This is a genomic window from Nocardia sp. NPDC059195 (genome assembly GCF_042754695.1).
Lineage (GTDB): Bacteria > Actinomycetota > Actinomycetes > Mycobacteriales > Mycobacteriaceae > Nocardia.
The window spans coordinates 93,626-108,621 of the sequence record NZ_JBHZBG010000002.1; the positions used below are offsets into that span (position 1 = coordinate 93,626).

The following is a 14,996-nucleotide window of genomic DNA, read 5'->3' on the forward strand; positions in this document are numbered from 1 at the left end:
GACCATGGCACAGAACGAGAATCTCGCCGCGCTCTCGGCCGCGGGCGTCTCGGTGTGGCTCGACGATCTCTCGCGTGATCGCATCCAGTCCGGCAATCTCGCCGAACTGATCGCGACCCGCAGCGTCGTCGGTGTCACCACCAACCCGAGCATCTTCCAGGCCGCGCTGAGTGTGGGCCACGCCTACGAAGCGCAGCTGAAAGACCTTGCGTCCCAAGGCGCCGACGCCGACGCGGCGATCCGCACGATGACCACCGACGATGTGCGCGCCGCCTGCGACGTGCTCGCGCCGGTGTTCGAATCGACCGGTGGCGTGGACGGGCGTGTGTCGATCGAGGTCGACCCGCGATTCGCCTTCGACGCCGACAAGACCGTCGCCCAGGCGATCGAGCTGTGGAAGATCGTCGACCGCAAGAACCTGTTCATCAAGATCCCGGCCACCGAGGCGGGCCTGCCCGCGATCACCTCGGTGATCGGCGAGGGCATCAGCGTGAACGTGACGCTGATCTTCTCGGTGCCGCGCTACCGCGCGGTGATGGGCGCCTACCTCGACGGTCTGCGCAACGCCAAGATCTCCGGCCACGACCTGGCCAAGATCCACTCGGTCGCGTCGTTCTTCGTCTCCCGGGTGGATACCGAGATCGACAAGCGCCTCGAGGCGCTCGGCACCCCGGAAGCCCTTGCCCTGCGCGGCAAGGCCGGTGTGGCCAACGCTCGCTTGGCCTACGCCGAGTACCAGGACGTGTTCGACGGTGGCGCGCATACCTCCACCTACAACCACCTGGCCTCGCAGGGTGGCAACCGGCAGCGGCCGCTGTGGGCGTCGACCGGGGTGAAGAACCCCGACTACCCCGACACCCTCTACGTCACCGAACTCGTCGGCCCGAACACCGTCAACACCCTGCCGGAGAAGACGCTGCAGGCGTTCGCCGATCACGGTGAGGTGCTCGGCGACACGCTCAGCGGCCGTGGTGCCGAGGGCGCCCAGGTCTTCGCCGATCTGGCAGCGGCCGGTATCGATCTCGACGATGTGTTCGCGCTGCTCGAGCGCGAAGGCGTCGACAAGTTCGAGAGCGCGTGGGAAGAGTTGATCGAGGCCACCACCGGCGCGCTCGGCGTCGCGGCGGAGGGCAACTGACACGATGGCCGGCACAGCATCGACGGATCAGGCGGCGGGGCTGTGGCACAACCCGCTGCGCGACGAACGCGACAAACGTGTTCCCTTCATCGCGGGCCCGTGCTGCCTGGTGATCTTCGGTGTCACCGGAGATCTGTCCCGCAAGAAGCTGATGCCGGCCATCTATGACCTGGCGAACCAGGGGCTGTTGCCCCCTGGTTTCGCCCTGGTCGGCTTCGCCCGGCGCAATTACGCCGACGAAGACTTCGCCTCGGTGGTACTCGAGGCCGTGAAGAAGCACGCGCGCACCCCCTTCCGCCAGGAGGTCTGGGACCACCTGGCCGAGGGTGTGCGCTTCGTGCAGGGCAGTTTCGACGACGACGCGGCCTTCGCGACGCTCGCCGATACCTTGGCCAACCTCGACGAAACCCGGGGCACCGGCGGCAATTACGCGTTCTACCTGTCGATTCCGCCGAATATGTTCCCCGTGGTGCTCGATCAGCTCTCCGAACACCATCTGGCCCAGGCCAAACCCGAGCCCGACGGGTACACCCCGTGGCGGCGCGTGGTGATCGAGAAGCCGTTCGGCCACGACCTGACCAGCGCCAAGGAGCTCAATGCCCTGGTCAACCGGGTCTTTCCGGAGGAGCAGGTCTTTCGCATCGACCACTACCTCGGCAAGGAGACGGTCCAGAACATTCTGGCGCTGCGCTTCGCCAACGAGTTGTTCGAGCCGATCTGGAACGCCAACTATGTCGACAGCGTGCAGATCACCATGGCCGAGGACATCGGATTGGGTGGCCGCGCAGGCTATTACGACGGCATCGGCGCCGCGCGGGATGTCATCCAGAATCACCTGTTGCAGCTGCTCGCGCTGACCGCGATGGAGGAGCCCACTTCCTTCGAGCCGATGCAGCTCACCACCGAGAAGATCAAGGCCCTCTCGGCCACCAAACTCGTTGCGCCGCTGGATGAGACGACCGCGCGCGGGCAGTACACCGAGGGCTGGCAGGGCAGCGAGCACGTGGTGGGCCTGCATCAGGAAGAAGGCTTCGATCCGCAGTCGCGGACCGAGACCTACGCCGCGCTCACCCTGCATGTGGAGAACCGGCGCTGGGCGGGTGTGCCGTTCTATCTGCGCACCGGAAAACGCTTGGGCCGCAGGGTGACCGAGATCGCGGTGGTGTTCAAGCGCGCGCCGCACCTGCCCTTCGACCAGACCATGACCGAGGAACTCGGCCAGAACGCGCTGGTCATCCGGGTGCAGCCGGACGAGGGCATCACCTTGCGCTTCGGCTCGAAAGTCCCGGGCTCGGGCATGGAAGTACGCGACGTGAACATGGACTTCAGCTACGGCGAGGCGTTCACCGAGTCCTCCCCCGAGGCCTACGAACGGCTGATCCTCGACGTGCTGCTCGGCGTGCCGTCACTGTTCCCGGTGAACGCGGAGGTCGAATTGTCCTGGCGCATCCTCGATCCCGTGCTCGCACACTGGGCCGCGGGCGGCAAACCCGAACCCTACGAGGCCGGTACCTGGGGTCCCACCTCGGCCGATGAGATGCTCGCGCGCAGCGGGCGGGAATGGCGGCGTCCGTGATCGTCGACATGCCCGACACCAACACCGTCGATGTCGGTAAGCGAATGGTGCAGTTGCGCGAGACCAACGGCGTGATCACCCAGGGCAGAGTGCTCACCCTGGTGGTCTGCACCTTGGACTCCTCCGAGGCCGAGGACGCGATCGACGCCGCCAACGACGCCAGCCGCGAACATCCCTGCCGGGTGATCGTGTTGGCCCGCGGTGACCGCGACGCCGAGACCCGCCTCGACGCCCAGATCCGCGTCGGTGGTGACGCCGGTGCGGCCGAGGTGATCGTGCTGCGCCTGCAGGGCGCGCTGGTGAACCACGAGAGCAGCGTCGTGACCCCCTTCCTGCTGCCCGACACCCCGGTGGTGGCGTGGTGGCCGCGTGGCGCGCCGGAGTACCCGTCGATGGACTCGGTGGGCAAGCTGGCCAAACGCCGCATCACCGACGCCACCTACGCCCCCGATCCCCAGGTCGCGATCAAGAAGCGCCGCTTCTCCTACGCGGCCGGTGACACCGATCTGGCATGGAGCCGCATCACCTACTGGCGGGCCCTGCTGGCCGCGGCGCTCGACGAGCCACCGTTCGAACCGGTCACCTCGGTGACCGTGTCGGGCCTGGCCTCCGAACCCGCACTCGACACCCTGGCCGGCTGGCTGGCCTCGCGTCTGCACTGCCCGGTGATCCGCAAGACCGGAGAGTTGAAGGTCCTGATCCAGCGCGCCACCGATTCGATCGCCATCGAACGCCCGCAATTAGGAAGGACGGCAACGCTGACCCGCACCGGCGAACCCGACCAGCGGATCGCGCTGGCACGCCGGGAAACTCGCGATTGCCTCGCCGAAGAACTGCGCCGGCTCGACGCCGACGAGATCTACGCCGAGGCGCTCGCCGGAATCGAGAAGGTGACCTATGAGTGAGCATATCGACAGCCACGACGACCTCGGTGCCGAATTCCCCGCCAACACCATCGAGATCCACGACGACGCCGACCTGCTCGCCGACGCGGCCGCCGAACGCTTCGTCGACGTGATCGTCGCCGCCCAGGCCGAACGCGGCAACGCCTCGGTCTCGCTCACCGGCGGCAGCGACGGCATCCGCCTGCTCCAACGTGTCCGCCAGTCCCCCGGCGACATCGACTGGTCCACCCTGTACGTCTACTGGGGCGACGAGCGTTTCGTCCCCGTCGGCGACAAGGACCGCAACGAACTCCAGGCCCGCGAGGCGCTCCTGGACTTCGTCCCGCTGAACCCGGCCCACGTCTTCCCGATAGGCCCCTCCGACGGCCCCTACAGCACCCCGGAGGAAGCCGCCGCCGCCTACGCCCAGCTCGTGCACACCGAACTCGACGAACGCGGCGAGTTCGACCTCACGGTCCTCGGCATGGGCCCCGAAGGCCACATCGACTCCTTGTTCCCGCACTCCCCCGCGGTGCAGGAGACAACGGATTACGTTGTCGCCGTTCACAATTGCCCGAAACCCCCGCCGACCAGGGTCACGATGACCCTGCCCGCGATCCACCGCTCCCGCCACGTGATGCTCGTGGTCAGCGGCGAAGCCAAAGCCGCCGCGGTAGCCGCCGCGGTAGGCGGCGCCTCCCCCGACGACATCCCGTCGGCAGGCGCGGTCGGCATCGAGTCGACCACCTGGGTGATCGATGAACCCGCGGCGACGGGTCTGCTGCTCGACGAGGATTAGCACGCTGAGCAAGCCCGGACCCGATGATCGGGCCCGGGCTTCGTCTGTCAGGTGACCGGGGTCAGGGAGCTCGCCCAGAAGCCGGCGTAGCGGCCCGCCCGACTGAGGAGTTCGTCGTGGGTGCCGTCTTCCGCGATGTGGGCGTGGTCGAGGAAGACGATGCGGTCGGCGCGGCGGACGGTGCGTAGGCGGTGGGCCACCATCACCACGGTTCGGCCTGCCATCAGGCGTTCGATTCCCGCGTGGACGGCGGCCTCGTTCACGGGGTCGAGGGCGGAGGTCACCTCGTCGAGCAGGACGATCGGGGCGTCCTTCAGCAGGGCTCGGGCGATCGACACACGTTGGCGCTCACCGCCGGACAGTGCGGTGCCGCCTTCGCCGACGTTCGTTGCCCAGCCGCCGGGGAGACGGGCGATCACCTCGTCGAGGCGGGCCGCGCTCGCGGCTGTTCGCACCTGTTCGTCGGTGGCGTCGGGGCGTCCGAGGCGGATGTTGTCTTCGATCGTGCCGTCGAAGAGGTAGACGTCCTGGAAGACGATGGCGAACTGGGCCATCAGCGTTTCGCTGCTGATGGAGCGCACGTCGACGCCGCCGATGCGAACCGTGCCCGCGTCGACGTCGTAGAAGCGGGCGATCAGTTGCAGAAGAGAGGTTTTACCCGCTCCGGACGGTCCGACCACAGCCAGGCGTTGTCCTTGGGGAACTGTCAGCGATACTTCGTCGAGCACCGCGCGAGTGCCGTGCCGGAAGGTGACGGCGTCGAAGGTCAGGTCGTGGGCTTGCGGCTGGAGCGGGGTGCTGGGTTCCGGCAAGGTCTCAGTCCGCAGGAGCGCATCCAGACGCACCAGTTCGGATCGAGCGCTGCGGAGTTGGCCGCCGATATCAGCGAGTGAGAGCAGCGGGTCGGCGCAGCGAGCGGCGAGGATCAGGATCGCCGAAAACTCCGCCGCACCGATATCTCCGCCGAGGGCGAGGTACGTGCCGAGTGCCAGTAGCACGGTGAACACCGCTTGCACCGCCAGCGAGAGGCCGAGGATTCCGGGCAGGGCCGTGAATGCTCGGCGGCGCGACAGGCGCGCGACTTCCTGTAGCGAATCGTCGAGCAGGTCGAACCGTTGCGCGGTCCGCCCTCCAGCCCGCAGAACCGGCTGGGCCTGCAGATATTCGATGACACGGTGCGCGGTGTCGTGGTCACGTTCGTGCCGCTGCGCGTCACCGACTGCCATCGCGCGCCCCGACCAGAGCTGAATCGCGGCGACGATCGGCACGGCGGCGGCCGCTGCCAACCCCAGCTGCCAGTTGAACGCGAACATCACGACGATGATCGTCAGCGGCGTCACGGCGGCGGAGATGAGCGGCGACATCAAATGCGCGATCACGCTCAACGCTTGCAGGACACCACGACTGGCCAGCACGGACACCTCACCCACCCGACCTGCCGTGTACCAGCCGATGGGCAGTCGGGCGAGGTGATCACCGAGTCGGTAGTACACACCACGCAGCAGTGTGGTCCCGACGCGGAAACCGGACAGATCGCTGCGGTATCGCAGTGCCGCGTAGAGAGCGACGGCACCACCCAGCGCGATCAGCCAGGGCCGGGCGTCGGCGGGATCGTCACCGAACAGCGCTCGCAGCACGGGAACCAGTAGCGCATAGGACAATCCCTCGGCGACCGCGGTCACGGTCATCAACGCGACGGTGCGCCGGACCGGTCCTGCGTACTCGGGTCCGAGCACGCGCAACAACATGCGAATCATCGTGGGTCTCCCTGTAGTTCCGCGGTCACCGCTCGGTGCGAGTGCCAGAAATCGGCGAACTTTCCTCGCCGGTCGAGCAGATCGGCGGGTCGGCCGCGTTCGACGATCGTGCCGTTGTCGAGCATCACGACCGTGTCGGCGTCGGCGATCGTCTCCAGCCGATGGGCGATCACGAGGATGGTCCGGTCGCGACCGAGCGACGCCAAGGCCTGCCGCACCGCCTGTTCGGTCTGTGGGTCGGCGAAGGCGGTCGCCTCGTCCAGAACCAGCACCGGCGCGTCGGAGAGCAGGGCCCGCGCCAGCGAGATCCGTTGCGCCTCACCACCGGACAAGGCCGCGTCGTCGCCGACCACCGTGTCGTAGCCGCGCGGCAACTCCAGGATGCGATCGTGGATATTCGCCAGGCGAGCGGCGCGAATCACGGTGTCACGGTCCGCGTGTGGGACAGCGAGGGCGATATTGTCCGCGACCGTCGCGCGCAGGAGTCGCACATCCTGGAATACGAACGACACCGTCCGGTAGAGCTCGCGACTACCGAGTTCGCGCAGGTCGACTCCGCCGAGGGAGACCGTGCCGTGGGTCGGGTCGAAGAACCGCGGCAGCAGCTGAACCAGGGTGGATTTGCCGCTGCCCGATGGCCCGACGAGTGCCGTGACGGTGCCGGGCTCGAGCACCAGGTCTATCCCGCGCAGCACTTCGTGTTCGGCGTCGTAACCGAACCGCACCCCACGCAGCTCCACCCGATGCCCCTGCGGTGCCCTCGGCCGGGTCGGCTCGGGCAGCGGCGCCTCGTCGAGAACATCGCGAATCCGGCCTGCCGCGCGCCGGGCAGCCTGGAGATCGTCGAAACCGTGCCCGAGCGCCGCCACAGGTGCGGTCAGGCCGATGCCGAGCAGCAGGAACGGCAGCAGATCAGCCGGGGCCATCGCACCGTTCGTGATCAGCACCGCACCGCCGATCAGCACGACCAACAGCACGAACGGCGGCGACAGCGCCACCTGCATGCCCGCCGCGATCCCCGCCAGCCCACGCACCATCCGCAGGAAGATGTCGGCGAAATCGTCAGTGGCCGTGCGGAATCTGCGATGGGCACGCTCGGACCCACCGAACGCCTTCACCACCGCGATGCCCTGCACGAACTCGACGACCGAGCTGGCGATACCACCCATGGCGGTATCGAAATCCCGCTGTTCGCGCAGCCGGGTGGGGGTCATCATCAAGGGAACGAGCGCGATGGCCAGCACGACCGGGATCAGGGTGATGAGGGTGAGCCGCCAGTCGACGGTGAGCAGATAGGCCAGCGATACCAACGGCACCACGAACGCGGACACCAGTTCGCCGGGCGCGTGGGCGATGAACGGGTGGACGGCGCTCACATCGTCGCCCACGATCTTCGCCAGCTCACCGGTGCGACGCCGCGCGAACCAGCCGATCGGCACCCGCGCCAGCTGATCGGCCAGCTGCCGCCGGAACGACAGCTGGACTCGATCGTCGAGCAGGTGCCCGATCGCCGAAGAGGCTGCGGTACACAGCAATCGGACCAGCAGGCCCGCCGCTCCGGTCAGCACGACGAGCCACACGTGAGCGCGATCGACCTCGCCGGGCGACAACAAGGTCCGACCCAGCTCGACTACGGCCAGCAAGGGGGTCAGCCCCGCGACGGCGCCGACGACCTGAAGGATCACCACAGCGCTGAAACTGCCGAGATACGGCCGGAGCAGCCTTGTCAGGCTCGTTGCCGGAGCCTGTTCGCCGATGGTGGTCATCGACGGGCTCCCGAACGCACAGCCAGGTGGCTGCGTAGATGATCGAGAATCTCCGCGCGAGCCGGTCGGGCGGCAGGGATCAGCCCCGACATGCTCAGAAAGCCGTGTGTCGCTTCGGGATAGCGGGTCAGCGTCACCTCGGCGCCGGCCTGCCGTAGACGATCGGCGTAGGCAGACGATTGATCCTCGAGCGGATCCAGCCCCGCGGACTGGATGAGCGTGGGTGCGGAACCGGCGAGGTCGTCGTGGAACATCGGCGATATCGCGCGCGCGTCGAAACCTTCGGGCAGCGCGATGCGTTGCACCGCACGGCAATTGGCGGGCGTCGCGGTGGGGCTGTCCGCGTTCTCGGTGAACGAGGGATACTCGAATACCCCGTCGGTCCAATCGAGTTGGGGGTTGATCAGTACCTGCGTCCGCAACTCACGAGTCTCGAAGGCGGTCAACGCCGCGAGGGAAGCCCCCGCACTGCTACCGAGCAGCGCGAGCCGAGTCCCGTCCGCACCCCACTCCCCCGCCCGCGTGACGAGTACCCGCACCGCATCCCGGGCATCCTCGACGGCCGCCGGAATCGGATGCTCCGGCGCGAGCCGATAGTCCACCGACGCCACCACGGCCGGACACTCGGCCGCCAGGTGACTCAGCAGCCAATCGTCCTGCTCGGGCACCCCGCTGATGAACCCACCACCGTGAAACGCAACGATCAACGGGAGCCCCGAACCCCCGTGCACCGGCCGATGCACCCGAACATTCAGCATGCGACCGGGCAGTTCGAGAATGTGGGCAGTACTGAGCGCACCGCGATCCGACCGACCGGTGATGAACGTCCCGAGAGCGGACCGACGCAACTTCTCCTGCGCCCCACGCCCCTCGACGACCTCTGCCGGGGTGATCGAATCCCAATCCGGCCCACGCTTCACTGCGGCCAACACCCGCATCCGAACAGGAACTCTGCCTCGCATGATCTGCCTCCTGGCGCTCGCGCACCACCCGTCTCCCGGCGATGTAGAGCTACCCTGACAGCCGCGGCCACCACTGCGCTTTCGGAAACATGCGGTCACTCTCGACGACCGGCTCGCGCGGCGACTCACGCCGCATTCGAGTCGTTCAAACCTATTTCCGGCAGATCATGATCAATCGCACAGCCGTCGATCGAATCCCCTGTCCGCCCATCCCCGTCCGGTCCCGCACCGGGGTGCACCGGGTAAAATGTCGGGCGATCGGTATGGCGGGGGACGCGAGTTCGCCGAACCGGGAACGCCACGGGTTGCCTGCCTCGGTGGTGTCGTGCCCCGTGCGCTGAGTTGCGCTTGGGCCGGGTGCGAGGTGCCGGCATGGGAAGGGAAAGGGTGATGGGTGGGTTCCACAGATTCATGGGAGGACGAGAGTTCGGGGTCACCCTTCGGTCCTCCGCTGGATGCGCTCGGGCCTGATCCTGCCGCAGTCGCGGGTTTGCACGAGCAGGCTCCGACTTCGTGGCGACCCGCTGGTCCGGAGCCTGCCCCGGAACCGATGATCCCGGCGCCACCGCCCCAGTTCCGGGCCCCGGCGGGGAATGAGCCGATGCGCACCGCCGGAGCCGATGGGCTGCCGGACTGGTCGGCCCCGGCACCCTCACGGCCGATTCAGCAGGATCGGCGTGAACCTCCGCCGCCGAGTCAGCGCGAACAGCATCGCGAACCCCCGCCGCATAGTCAGCGGGATCAACATGGCCGGCCCCCACCGCCCCGTCAGCGGGATCACGAGCCTCTGCCGTCCATTCAGCAGGAACCGAATCGCGAACCCTCACCGCCCAGTCGGGAAGATCGACTTCGCGAGCCTCCGTCGTCGTGGGATGACGACCCGATGGCCGCGATCTTCAAGCCGGGCAAGGTATCTGGTCGCCAGCAGTCGCAGTCCTCGTGGGATGAAGCCGACCTTTTCGATGACCTCTACAACGACAGCCGGACGAACACCACGCCCACCGATCCGTCGTCGAAATCGGGCCGCGGCAAGGTGGGAGTCATCCTGCTCGGTTCGGTGGCCACGATCGCGGTCGGCGTGGCCGCGGCGATGACCTACGTCGTCGTGCGCGGCCAGAACAGCGAACCGGAAGAGACGGTCGTCGTCGCCGCGACCAGCCCGCCGACCACGACGAGAAAGACGGCAGGGCCACTCGCCTGCGCCGACGAACAGCGCGGCACCCTGACCATCGGCCGCGGTCACGGTGACAACAACTCCGGCCCCGGGGTGATCCTCGGCTTCGAGTACGCGTTCTACACCGACCGCAACGGCGAGAAGGCACGGTCGTATGTGGCCCCCGAAGCCGACACCGTCGGTTCGGCCCCGATCATCCAGGACGGCATCGACAAGTACGTGCCGCTCGGCACCACCTACTGCGCCCAGATCAACCAGATCGGTCCGGACAGTTACGAACTCGACCTGACCGAACGTCGTCCGGGCGGCACATCAGCCGACGACCTGCTCTACACCCAGCTCATCACCACCACCGTCCGCGACGGGCGAACGATGATCGCGACGATTCGCGAACGGGGACAGTGAGATTCGGACCGGACACGGTCGGGCCCACTGAACGACGTGCCCTCCAAGCCGATTCGGCTTGGAGGGCACCGTCGTTCAGACAAATGGATGAAGCGATGTAGGCAGCGTCAGATCGTGCTTCCCACGGCGCCGCCGATGACGCCGCCGACAATGGCCGCTGGGACGCCGCAGGCGACAGCGCCGACAGCCGAACCGGCGGCGACCGTCGCCGCGAATGCCGCGCCCGCGGCCGGAGCAGCCATGACACCAGCCGTTGCCGCGCCCGCAGCGGTACCAGCGGCTACCGCGGCAGCAGGGGCGAGGGTGGCAGACGTGATCAACCCACCCGCCACGCCGCACACGACCGCTGCCGGCACACCGCCCACCGCCGCACCCGCCAGGGCACCCGCGGCGATCTTGTCCGAGCGACTCGGGTCGATACCGATCGACTTTCCGCCGGTGGCGATCGCGGCTTCGGTGTTGGCGGCAGCCGAGTTCACTCCGTCGAGAAGGTCTTCCGGCACCGCGTCGGGCACCGGCGAGGTGAAGTCGCCCAGACGCAGCGTGCGGTCCGGTGGGGCGATGGGAGCAACCGGCTCCACCGCTTGTGGTGCGTGCAGCGCACCGAGGTTGACCGGCGGCGCACTTTCATTGCTCGGCACCGTCCGGTGGCCCGGCGGGACAGCGTAGTCACCGAACGGGCCGGGCTTGGCCTCGCGCGGCACGGTGACGCCCGGCTGACGCGGGGTGGTGCGCGGCCCGAACGCGGCGTTCGGATCGTCGCCCGGCGCGGTGACGCCAGGCTGCACGGTGGTGGTACGTCCCGGCCCGACCACGGGTGTCGCGCCGCCGCGCTCGCCGGGCAGCGGCGGGGTGGCTGTTCCCGGTTCCGGTTTCGCCGGGTTCGGCGTTGCCGTGGTGGTTTTGGGCGCCTGCGTGTCGCTGGGTGCCAGGCTGGTCGATGTCGAACTCGCGACATCGGTGCCGGTGTTGGTGCAGGCGACAGCGAACATGACGGGAAGGATCCCTAATGCTGGTGCCGCGCGCCTCGCGATCACTCCTGCTTTGATTCTTCGGTGCTTGCCGGCCATTTCGAACTCCCCGCTTCTGATCATGTCGACATACGGCACCGTCACGGTGCCGGACGCGCCACACTAAACATGACCAATATGGCGCCGTCAAAACCTGGGTGCGGGTTGACAATCACCGAGTAATACCGGAGTTCGATTCCACAATGCCCTGCCACCAGCGGAATCATCACCCATCATGCAGGCGCACAAGGCCGACTGTGTCGTCACTCACTCCCGGTACTCGCCACGCCCCTACACCATTCGAGCGAACAGCCGAAAATCGGTGCCCAATTGCGGGCTGTCAGCCCAAAACCGCGCGCGGATCCGGGAGGTACATGCCGGCTTTGCCGCGCACGGTGCTCCACATGGCGAATCCCATCACGGGCGTATTCTGGGCGATCATCATCTGGCGGTTACCGAGGTCGATGACGGCGGGTACGACGACGGTGCCGAAACTCATCGCTTTGTTGGTGACGGCACCGAAGCTGGCCGGGTGAACTCGATCAGATATCAGTGCGGCGATCGCGCACGCACCGCCTTTCACCGCGAAGGCGCTCGGCCGGCGGATCGAGCGGGCGAATTCGTCTACCTGCCTGGTGAATCCGGCAACGGTGGCGGGTGAGATCTCACCCGCGTGGCCTACACAGACGGCCAGTTCGATCGGGTTCAGTGAACTCTTGATCACCGCGCCGACGCCGATCAGCGACAGCACCGGGCCCACCCAGTTCCGGCTCACCTGGAGACCGCCCATATTCATGTGGTGGGCGACAGCCGCCAGATAGGCCTGCACCGCCGCGCTCTCCTGCGGTGCGCCCGCCGACGGAGATTGCTGCGGCGCAGCATAATCGGGCTGGGGCGCACCGTACTGAGCAGGTGGCTGCTGGTACTGCGGTGGATAGTGCTGCTGCTGCGGGTACGGCTGCTGCGGCGGCGCCCCGAACGGCCCGGACTGCTGCGGATATCCCCACGGACCCCCTGGTCCACCTGGCGTAGTCATAGCCCCTCCTTCGCCCGTCCCATATGAACACCGGACACTACCGGCCACTCGAACCGCCCCACGCGCGAGCACCATCTACGAGATCGTCGTCTGCGGCCGACAAGCACACAGTTGCGCGCTTCTGACGGAAATAGCACGTCGTTCGTCGAGGATCACAGTAACTTTGTCGGCATGGGCGACGGTTCGGACGTCGACTCGACTGCGGGCGAGGAGTTGTTGCGGTGGCGCTGGGATCGCTTGACCTGGATGGGGCTTTTCGGGCCGCGATGGCCGGTCTCGCTGTGCCCGACCGGATCGACCCGATCGATACCATCGACGCCGCGTTCGGGCTCGAAGTGTTCGAATCGCAGGTCGCCAGTAGGCATCTCGATCTGGCGGCGCGGCGGTTGGGGGCCGCCCGGCAGGGGTTCTACAGCATCGGGTCCTCGGGGCACGAGGGCAATGCGGCGGTGGCGGCCGCGTCACGCGTCGACGATCCGGCGTTGTTGCACTATCGGTCGGCGGCGTTCTTCGTGCAGCGGTGCCGGCTGATTGCGGGCTCGGATCCGATTCGGGACGTGCTGCTGGGGGTTGTCGCGGCGGCGGCTGATCCGATCTCCGGTGGTCGGCACAAGGTGATCGGGAGTGCGGCGGCGTCGATCATTCCGCAGACCTCGACCATCGCTTCGCATCTGCCGCGTGCGGTGGGGTTGGCCTTCGCGTTGGATCGGGCTGCGAAGCAAGGGGTTTCGTGTCCGTGGCCCGCTGATGCGGTGGTGGTGTGCAGTTTCGGCGACGCGTCGGCCAACCATTCGACGGCAGTCGGTGCGGTCAACGCCGCCCTGCATGCCGCCCATCAGGGTGTGCCGATGCCGCTGGTGTTCGTCTGCGAGGACAACGGACTCGGCATCAGCGTGCCCACCGCGCCGGACTGGATCGAGCGCGCCTACGGTCCCAGGCCGGGACTCACCTACCTCGCCGCCGACGGTTGCGACCTGCCCGACGTTCTCGGTGCGGCCCAAGACGCGGTGTCTCTGGCACGGACCTGGCGGGTGCCGGTCTTCCTGCACCTGCGCACCGTCCGGCTCGGTGGCCACGCCGGGTCCGATGTGGAGTCCGCCTACCGCGGTGCGGCCGACATCGCCGCCGATCTAGCGCGCGACCCTCTCCTCGGCACCGCCCGATACTTGATGTCGGCGGGAATCGCCGATGCGGACGACCTGCTCGAGCGGTACACGCGGATCGGTGCCCGCGTGCGGGAGACGGCCGACGAGGTGGTTCACGAGGCTCGGCTCGATTCCGCCGCGGCCGTGATCGCGCCGCTCGCGCCGACTCACCCCCGCGCGATCCGCGACGACGTCACCCGGCCCGGCCCACGAGTTCCCCCGGTACAGGCGCCAGCCGACGAACTGCGTCGCGAGTCCGCGCCCCGACCGCCTGAGCCATCGAAGATGGCGGATCACACTCCCCGGATGACACTGGCGCAGGCCATCAATCACACGCTCGGCGAACTGCTCGCCCGAGACCCTGATGTGCTGGTATTCGGTGAGGATGTCGGCCGCAAGGGCGGCGTCTACGGCGTCACGAAGGGCCTCAGAAAACGCTTCGGCGCACGACGCGTCTTCGACACTCTCCTCGACGAACAGTCCATCCTCGGCACCGCGCTCGGCACCGGACTAGCCGGATTCATCCCGATCCCCGAGGTCCAATACCTGGCCTACGTCCACAACGCGGCCGATCAGATTCGCGGCGAAGCGGCCACACTGCAGTTCTTCTCGAACGGCCGGTACCGCAACCCGATGGTCCTGCGCATCGCCGGCCTCGCCTACCAAAAGGGTTTCGGCGGCCACTTCCACAACGACGATTCGCTGGCGGCGCTGCGCGATATCCCCGGAGTCGTCGTCGCGGTACCGGCGCGCGCCGACGACGCGGCCGCGATGCTACGCACCTGCGTGTCAGCGGCCCGTGTCGATGGCCGAGTGTGCGTGTTCGTCGAACCGATAGCGCTGTACCACACAAGAGATCTACATCCAGGCGACGAATCCTGGCTGGCCTCCCCCACCACCGACCACATCCCGATCGGCACCGCGCGCATCTACGGCGACGGCACCGACGTCACCGTCGTCACTTTCGGCAACGGCGTCCCGATGAGCCTGCGCGCCGCGAACCGCCTTGCCGCCCAAGGGATCCACACGCGAGTACTCGACCTCCGCTGGCTCAATCCCCTACCGACCGCCGATCTGCTCCAGCATTCCGAAGCCACCGGCCGGGTCTTGGTCGCCGATGAAACGCGTTGCAGCGGTGGGGTTTCCGAGTCGGTGTATGCGGCGCTGATCGATGCGGGCTATCGCGGTGCGCTCGCCCGAGTCACGAGTGCGGACAGTTTCGTTCCACTCGGTCCCGCCGCCGACACTGTCTTGCTGAGCGAGTCGGATATCGAAGAAGCCGCCGGTCGTCTTCTGCGCTGATCTCAGCTGGGTCCGCTACCGGTACCAGACACGCAGGCCGCC

11 protein-coding genes are annotated in these 14,996 nt (G+C 67.6%); 6 read left to right on the top strand and 5 right to left on the bottom strand.

Features of this window, described 5'->3' with window-relative positions:
* Window positions 1–4: 4 nt before the first annotated feature.
* Genes tal through pgl form a run of 4 tightly spaced genes read left to right on the top strand, consistent with a single transcriptional unit; the run spans window position 5 to window position 4,397 of the window.
* On the top strand, window positions 5–1,138 hold the full coding sequence (tal, locus tag ACFXKN_RS03150; RefSeq protein WP_379432274.1) for a transaldolase: 1,134 nt from the start codon (window positions 5–7) through the stop codon (window positions 1,136–1,138).
* A 4-nt stretch (window positions 1,139–1,142) separates the two neighbouring features.
* A complete protein-coding gene (gene zwf, locus ACFXKN_RS03155) occupies window positions 1,143–2,714 on the top strand; it encodes a glucose-6-phosphate dehydrogenase (protein ID WP_378945766.1) in 1,572 nt (523 codons plus the stop codon).
* Window positions 2,711–3,619 (top strand): glucose-6-phosphate dehydrogenase assembly protein OpcA, encoded by a 909-nt coding sequence (gene opcA, locus ACFXKN_RS03160; RefSeq protein WP_378946263.1) that lies wholly within the window; start codon window positions 2,711–2,713, stop codon window positions 3,617–3,619. Before zwf ends, opcA begins: the two co-directional genes overlap by 4 nt.
* Complete coding sequence (gene pgl / locus ACFXKN_RS03165) at window positions 3,612–4,397, top strand: 6-phosphogluconolactonase (RefSeq protein ID WP_379432275.1); 786 nt, start codon at window positions 3,612–3,614, stop codon at window positions 4,395–4,397. The genes opcA and pgl overlap by 8 nt, the downstream gene beginning before the upstream one ends.
* A 47-nt stretch (window positions 4,398–4,444) precedes the next feature.
* On the opposite strand, the gene ACFXKN_RS03170 is transcribed toward pgl, so the two are convergent.
* From ACFXKN_RS03170 to ACFXKN_RS03180, 3 genes are read right to left on the bottom strand one after another with little or no spacing between them, the layout of a single operon-like run.
* On the bottom strand, window positions 4,445–6,154 hold the full coding sequence (locus ACFXKN_RS03170; RefSeq protein WP_379432276.1) for an ABC transporter ATP-binding protein: 1,710 nt from the start codon (window positions 6,152–6,154) through the stop codon (window positions 4,445–4,447).
* Window positions 6,151–7,920, bottom strand: coding sequence for an ABC transporter ATP-binding protein (locus ACFXKN_RS03175; protein ID WP_379432277.1), 1,770 nt, complete (start codon window positions 7,918–7,920; stop codon window positions 6,151–6,153). The genes ACFXKN_RS03170 and ACFXKN_RS03175 overlap by 4 nt, the downstream gene beginning before the upstream one ends.
* A complete protein-coding gene (locus ACFXKN_RS03180; RefSeq protein WP_379432278.1) occupies window positions 7,917–8,882 on the bottom strand; it encodes an alpha/beta hydrolase in 966 nt (321 codons plus the stop codon). The genes ACFXKN_RS03175 and ACFXKN_RS03180 overlap by 4 nt, the downstream gene beginning before the upstream one ends.
* Before the next feature lie 883 nt (window positions 8,883–9,765).
* Between ACFXKN_RS03180 and ACFXKN_RS03185 the strand changes: the two genes are divergently transcribed.
* Window positions 9,766–10,461, top strand: a complete 696-nt coding sequence (locus tag ACFXKN_RS03185) for a hypothetical protein (protein ID WP_378945744.1) — start codon at window positions 9,766–9,768, stop codon at window positions 10,459–10,461.
* A 107-nt stretch (window positions 10,462–10,568) separates the two neighbouring features.
* Here ACFXKN_RS03185 and ACFXKN_RS03190 read toward each other — a convergent pair whose 3' ends face one another.
* Both ACFXKN_RS03190 and ACFXKN_RS03195 read right to left on the bottom strand, forming a co-directional pair.
* The gene (locus ACFXKN_RS03190; protein ID WP_378945739.1) at window positions 10,569–11,453 is read right to left on the bottom strand and encodes a hypothetical protein; all 885 of its coding nucleotides are present in this window, start codon (window positions 11,451–11,453) and stop codon (window positions 10,569–10,571) included.
* 358 nt (window positions 11,454–11,811) lie between these two features.
* Window positions 11,812–12,507, bottom strand: a complete 696-nt coding sequence (locus ACFXKN_RS03195) for a hypothetical protein (RefSeq protein ID WP_378945736.1) — start codon at window positions 12,505–12,507, stop codon at window positions 11,812–11,814.
* A gap of 266 nt (window positions 12,508–12,773) precedes the next feature.
* On the opposite strand from ACFXKN_RS03195, the gene ACFXKN_RS03200 reads away from it, so the two are divergent.
* On the top strand, window positions 12,774–14,954 hold the full coding sequence (locus ACFXKN_RS03200) for a thiamine pyrophosphate-dependent enzyme (protein ID WP_378946260.1): 2,181 nt from the start codon (window positions 12,774–12,776) through the stop codon (window positions 14,952–14,954).
* Window positions 14,955–14,996: the final 42 nt, after the last annotated feature.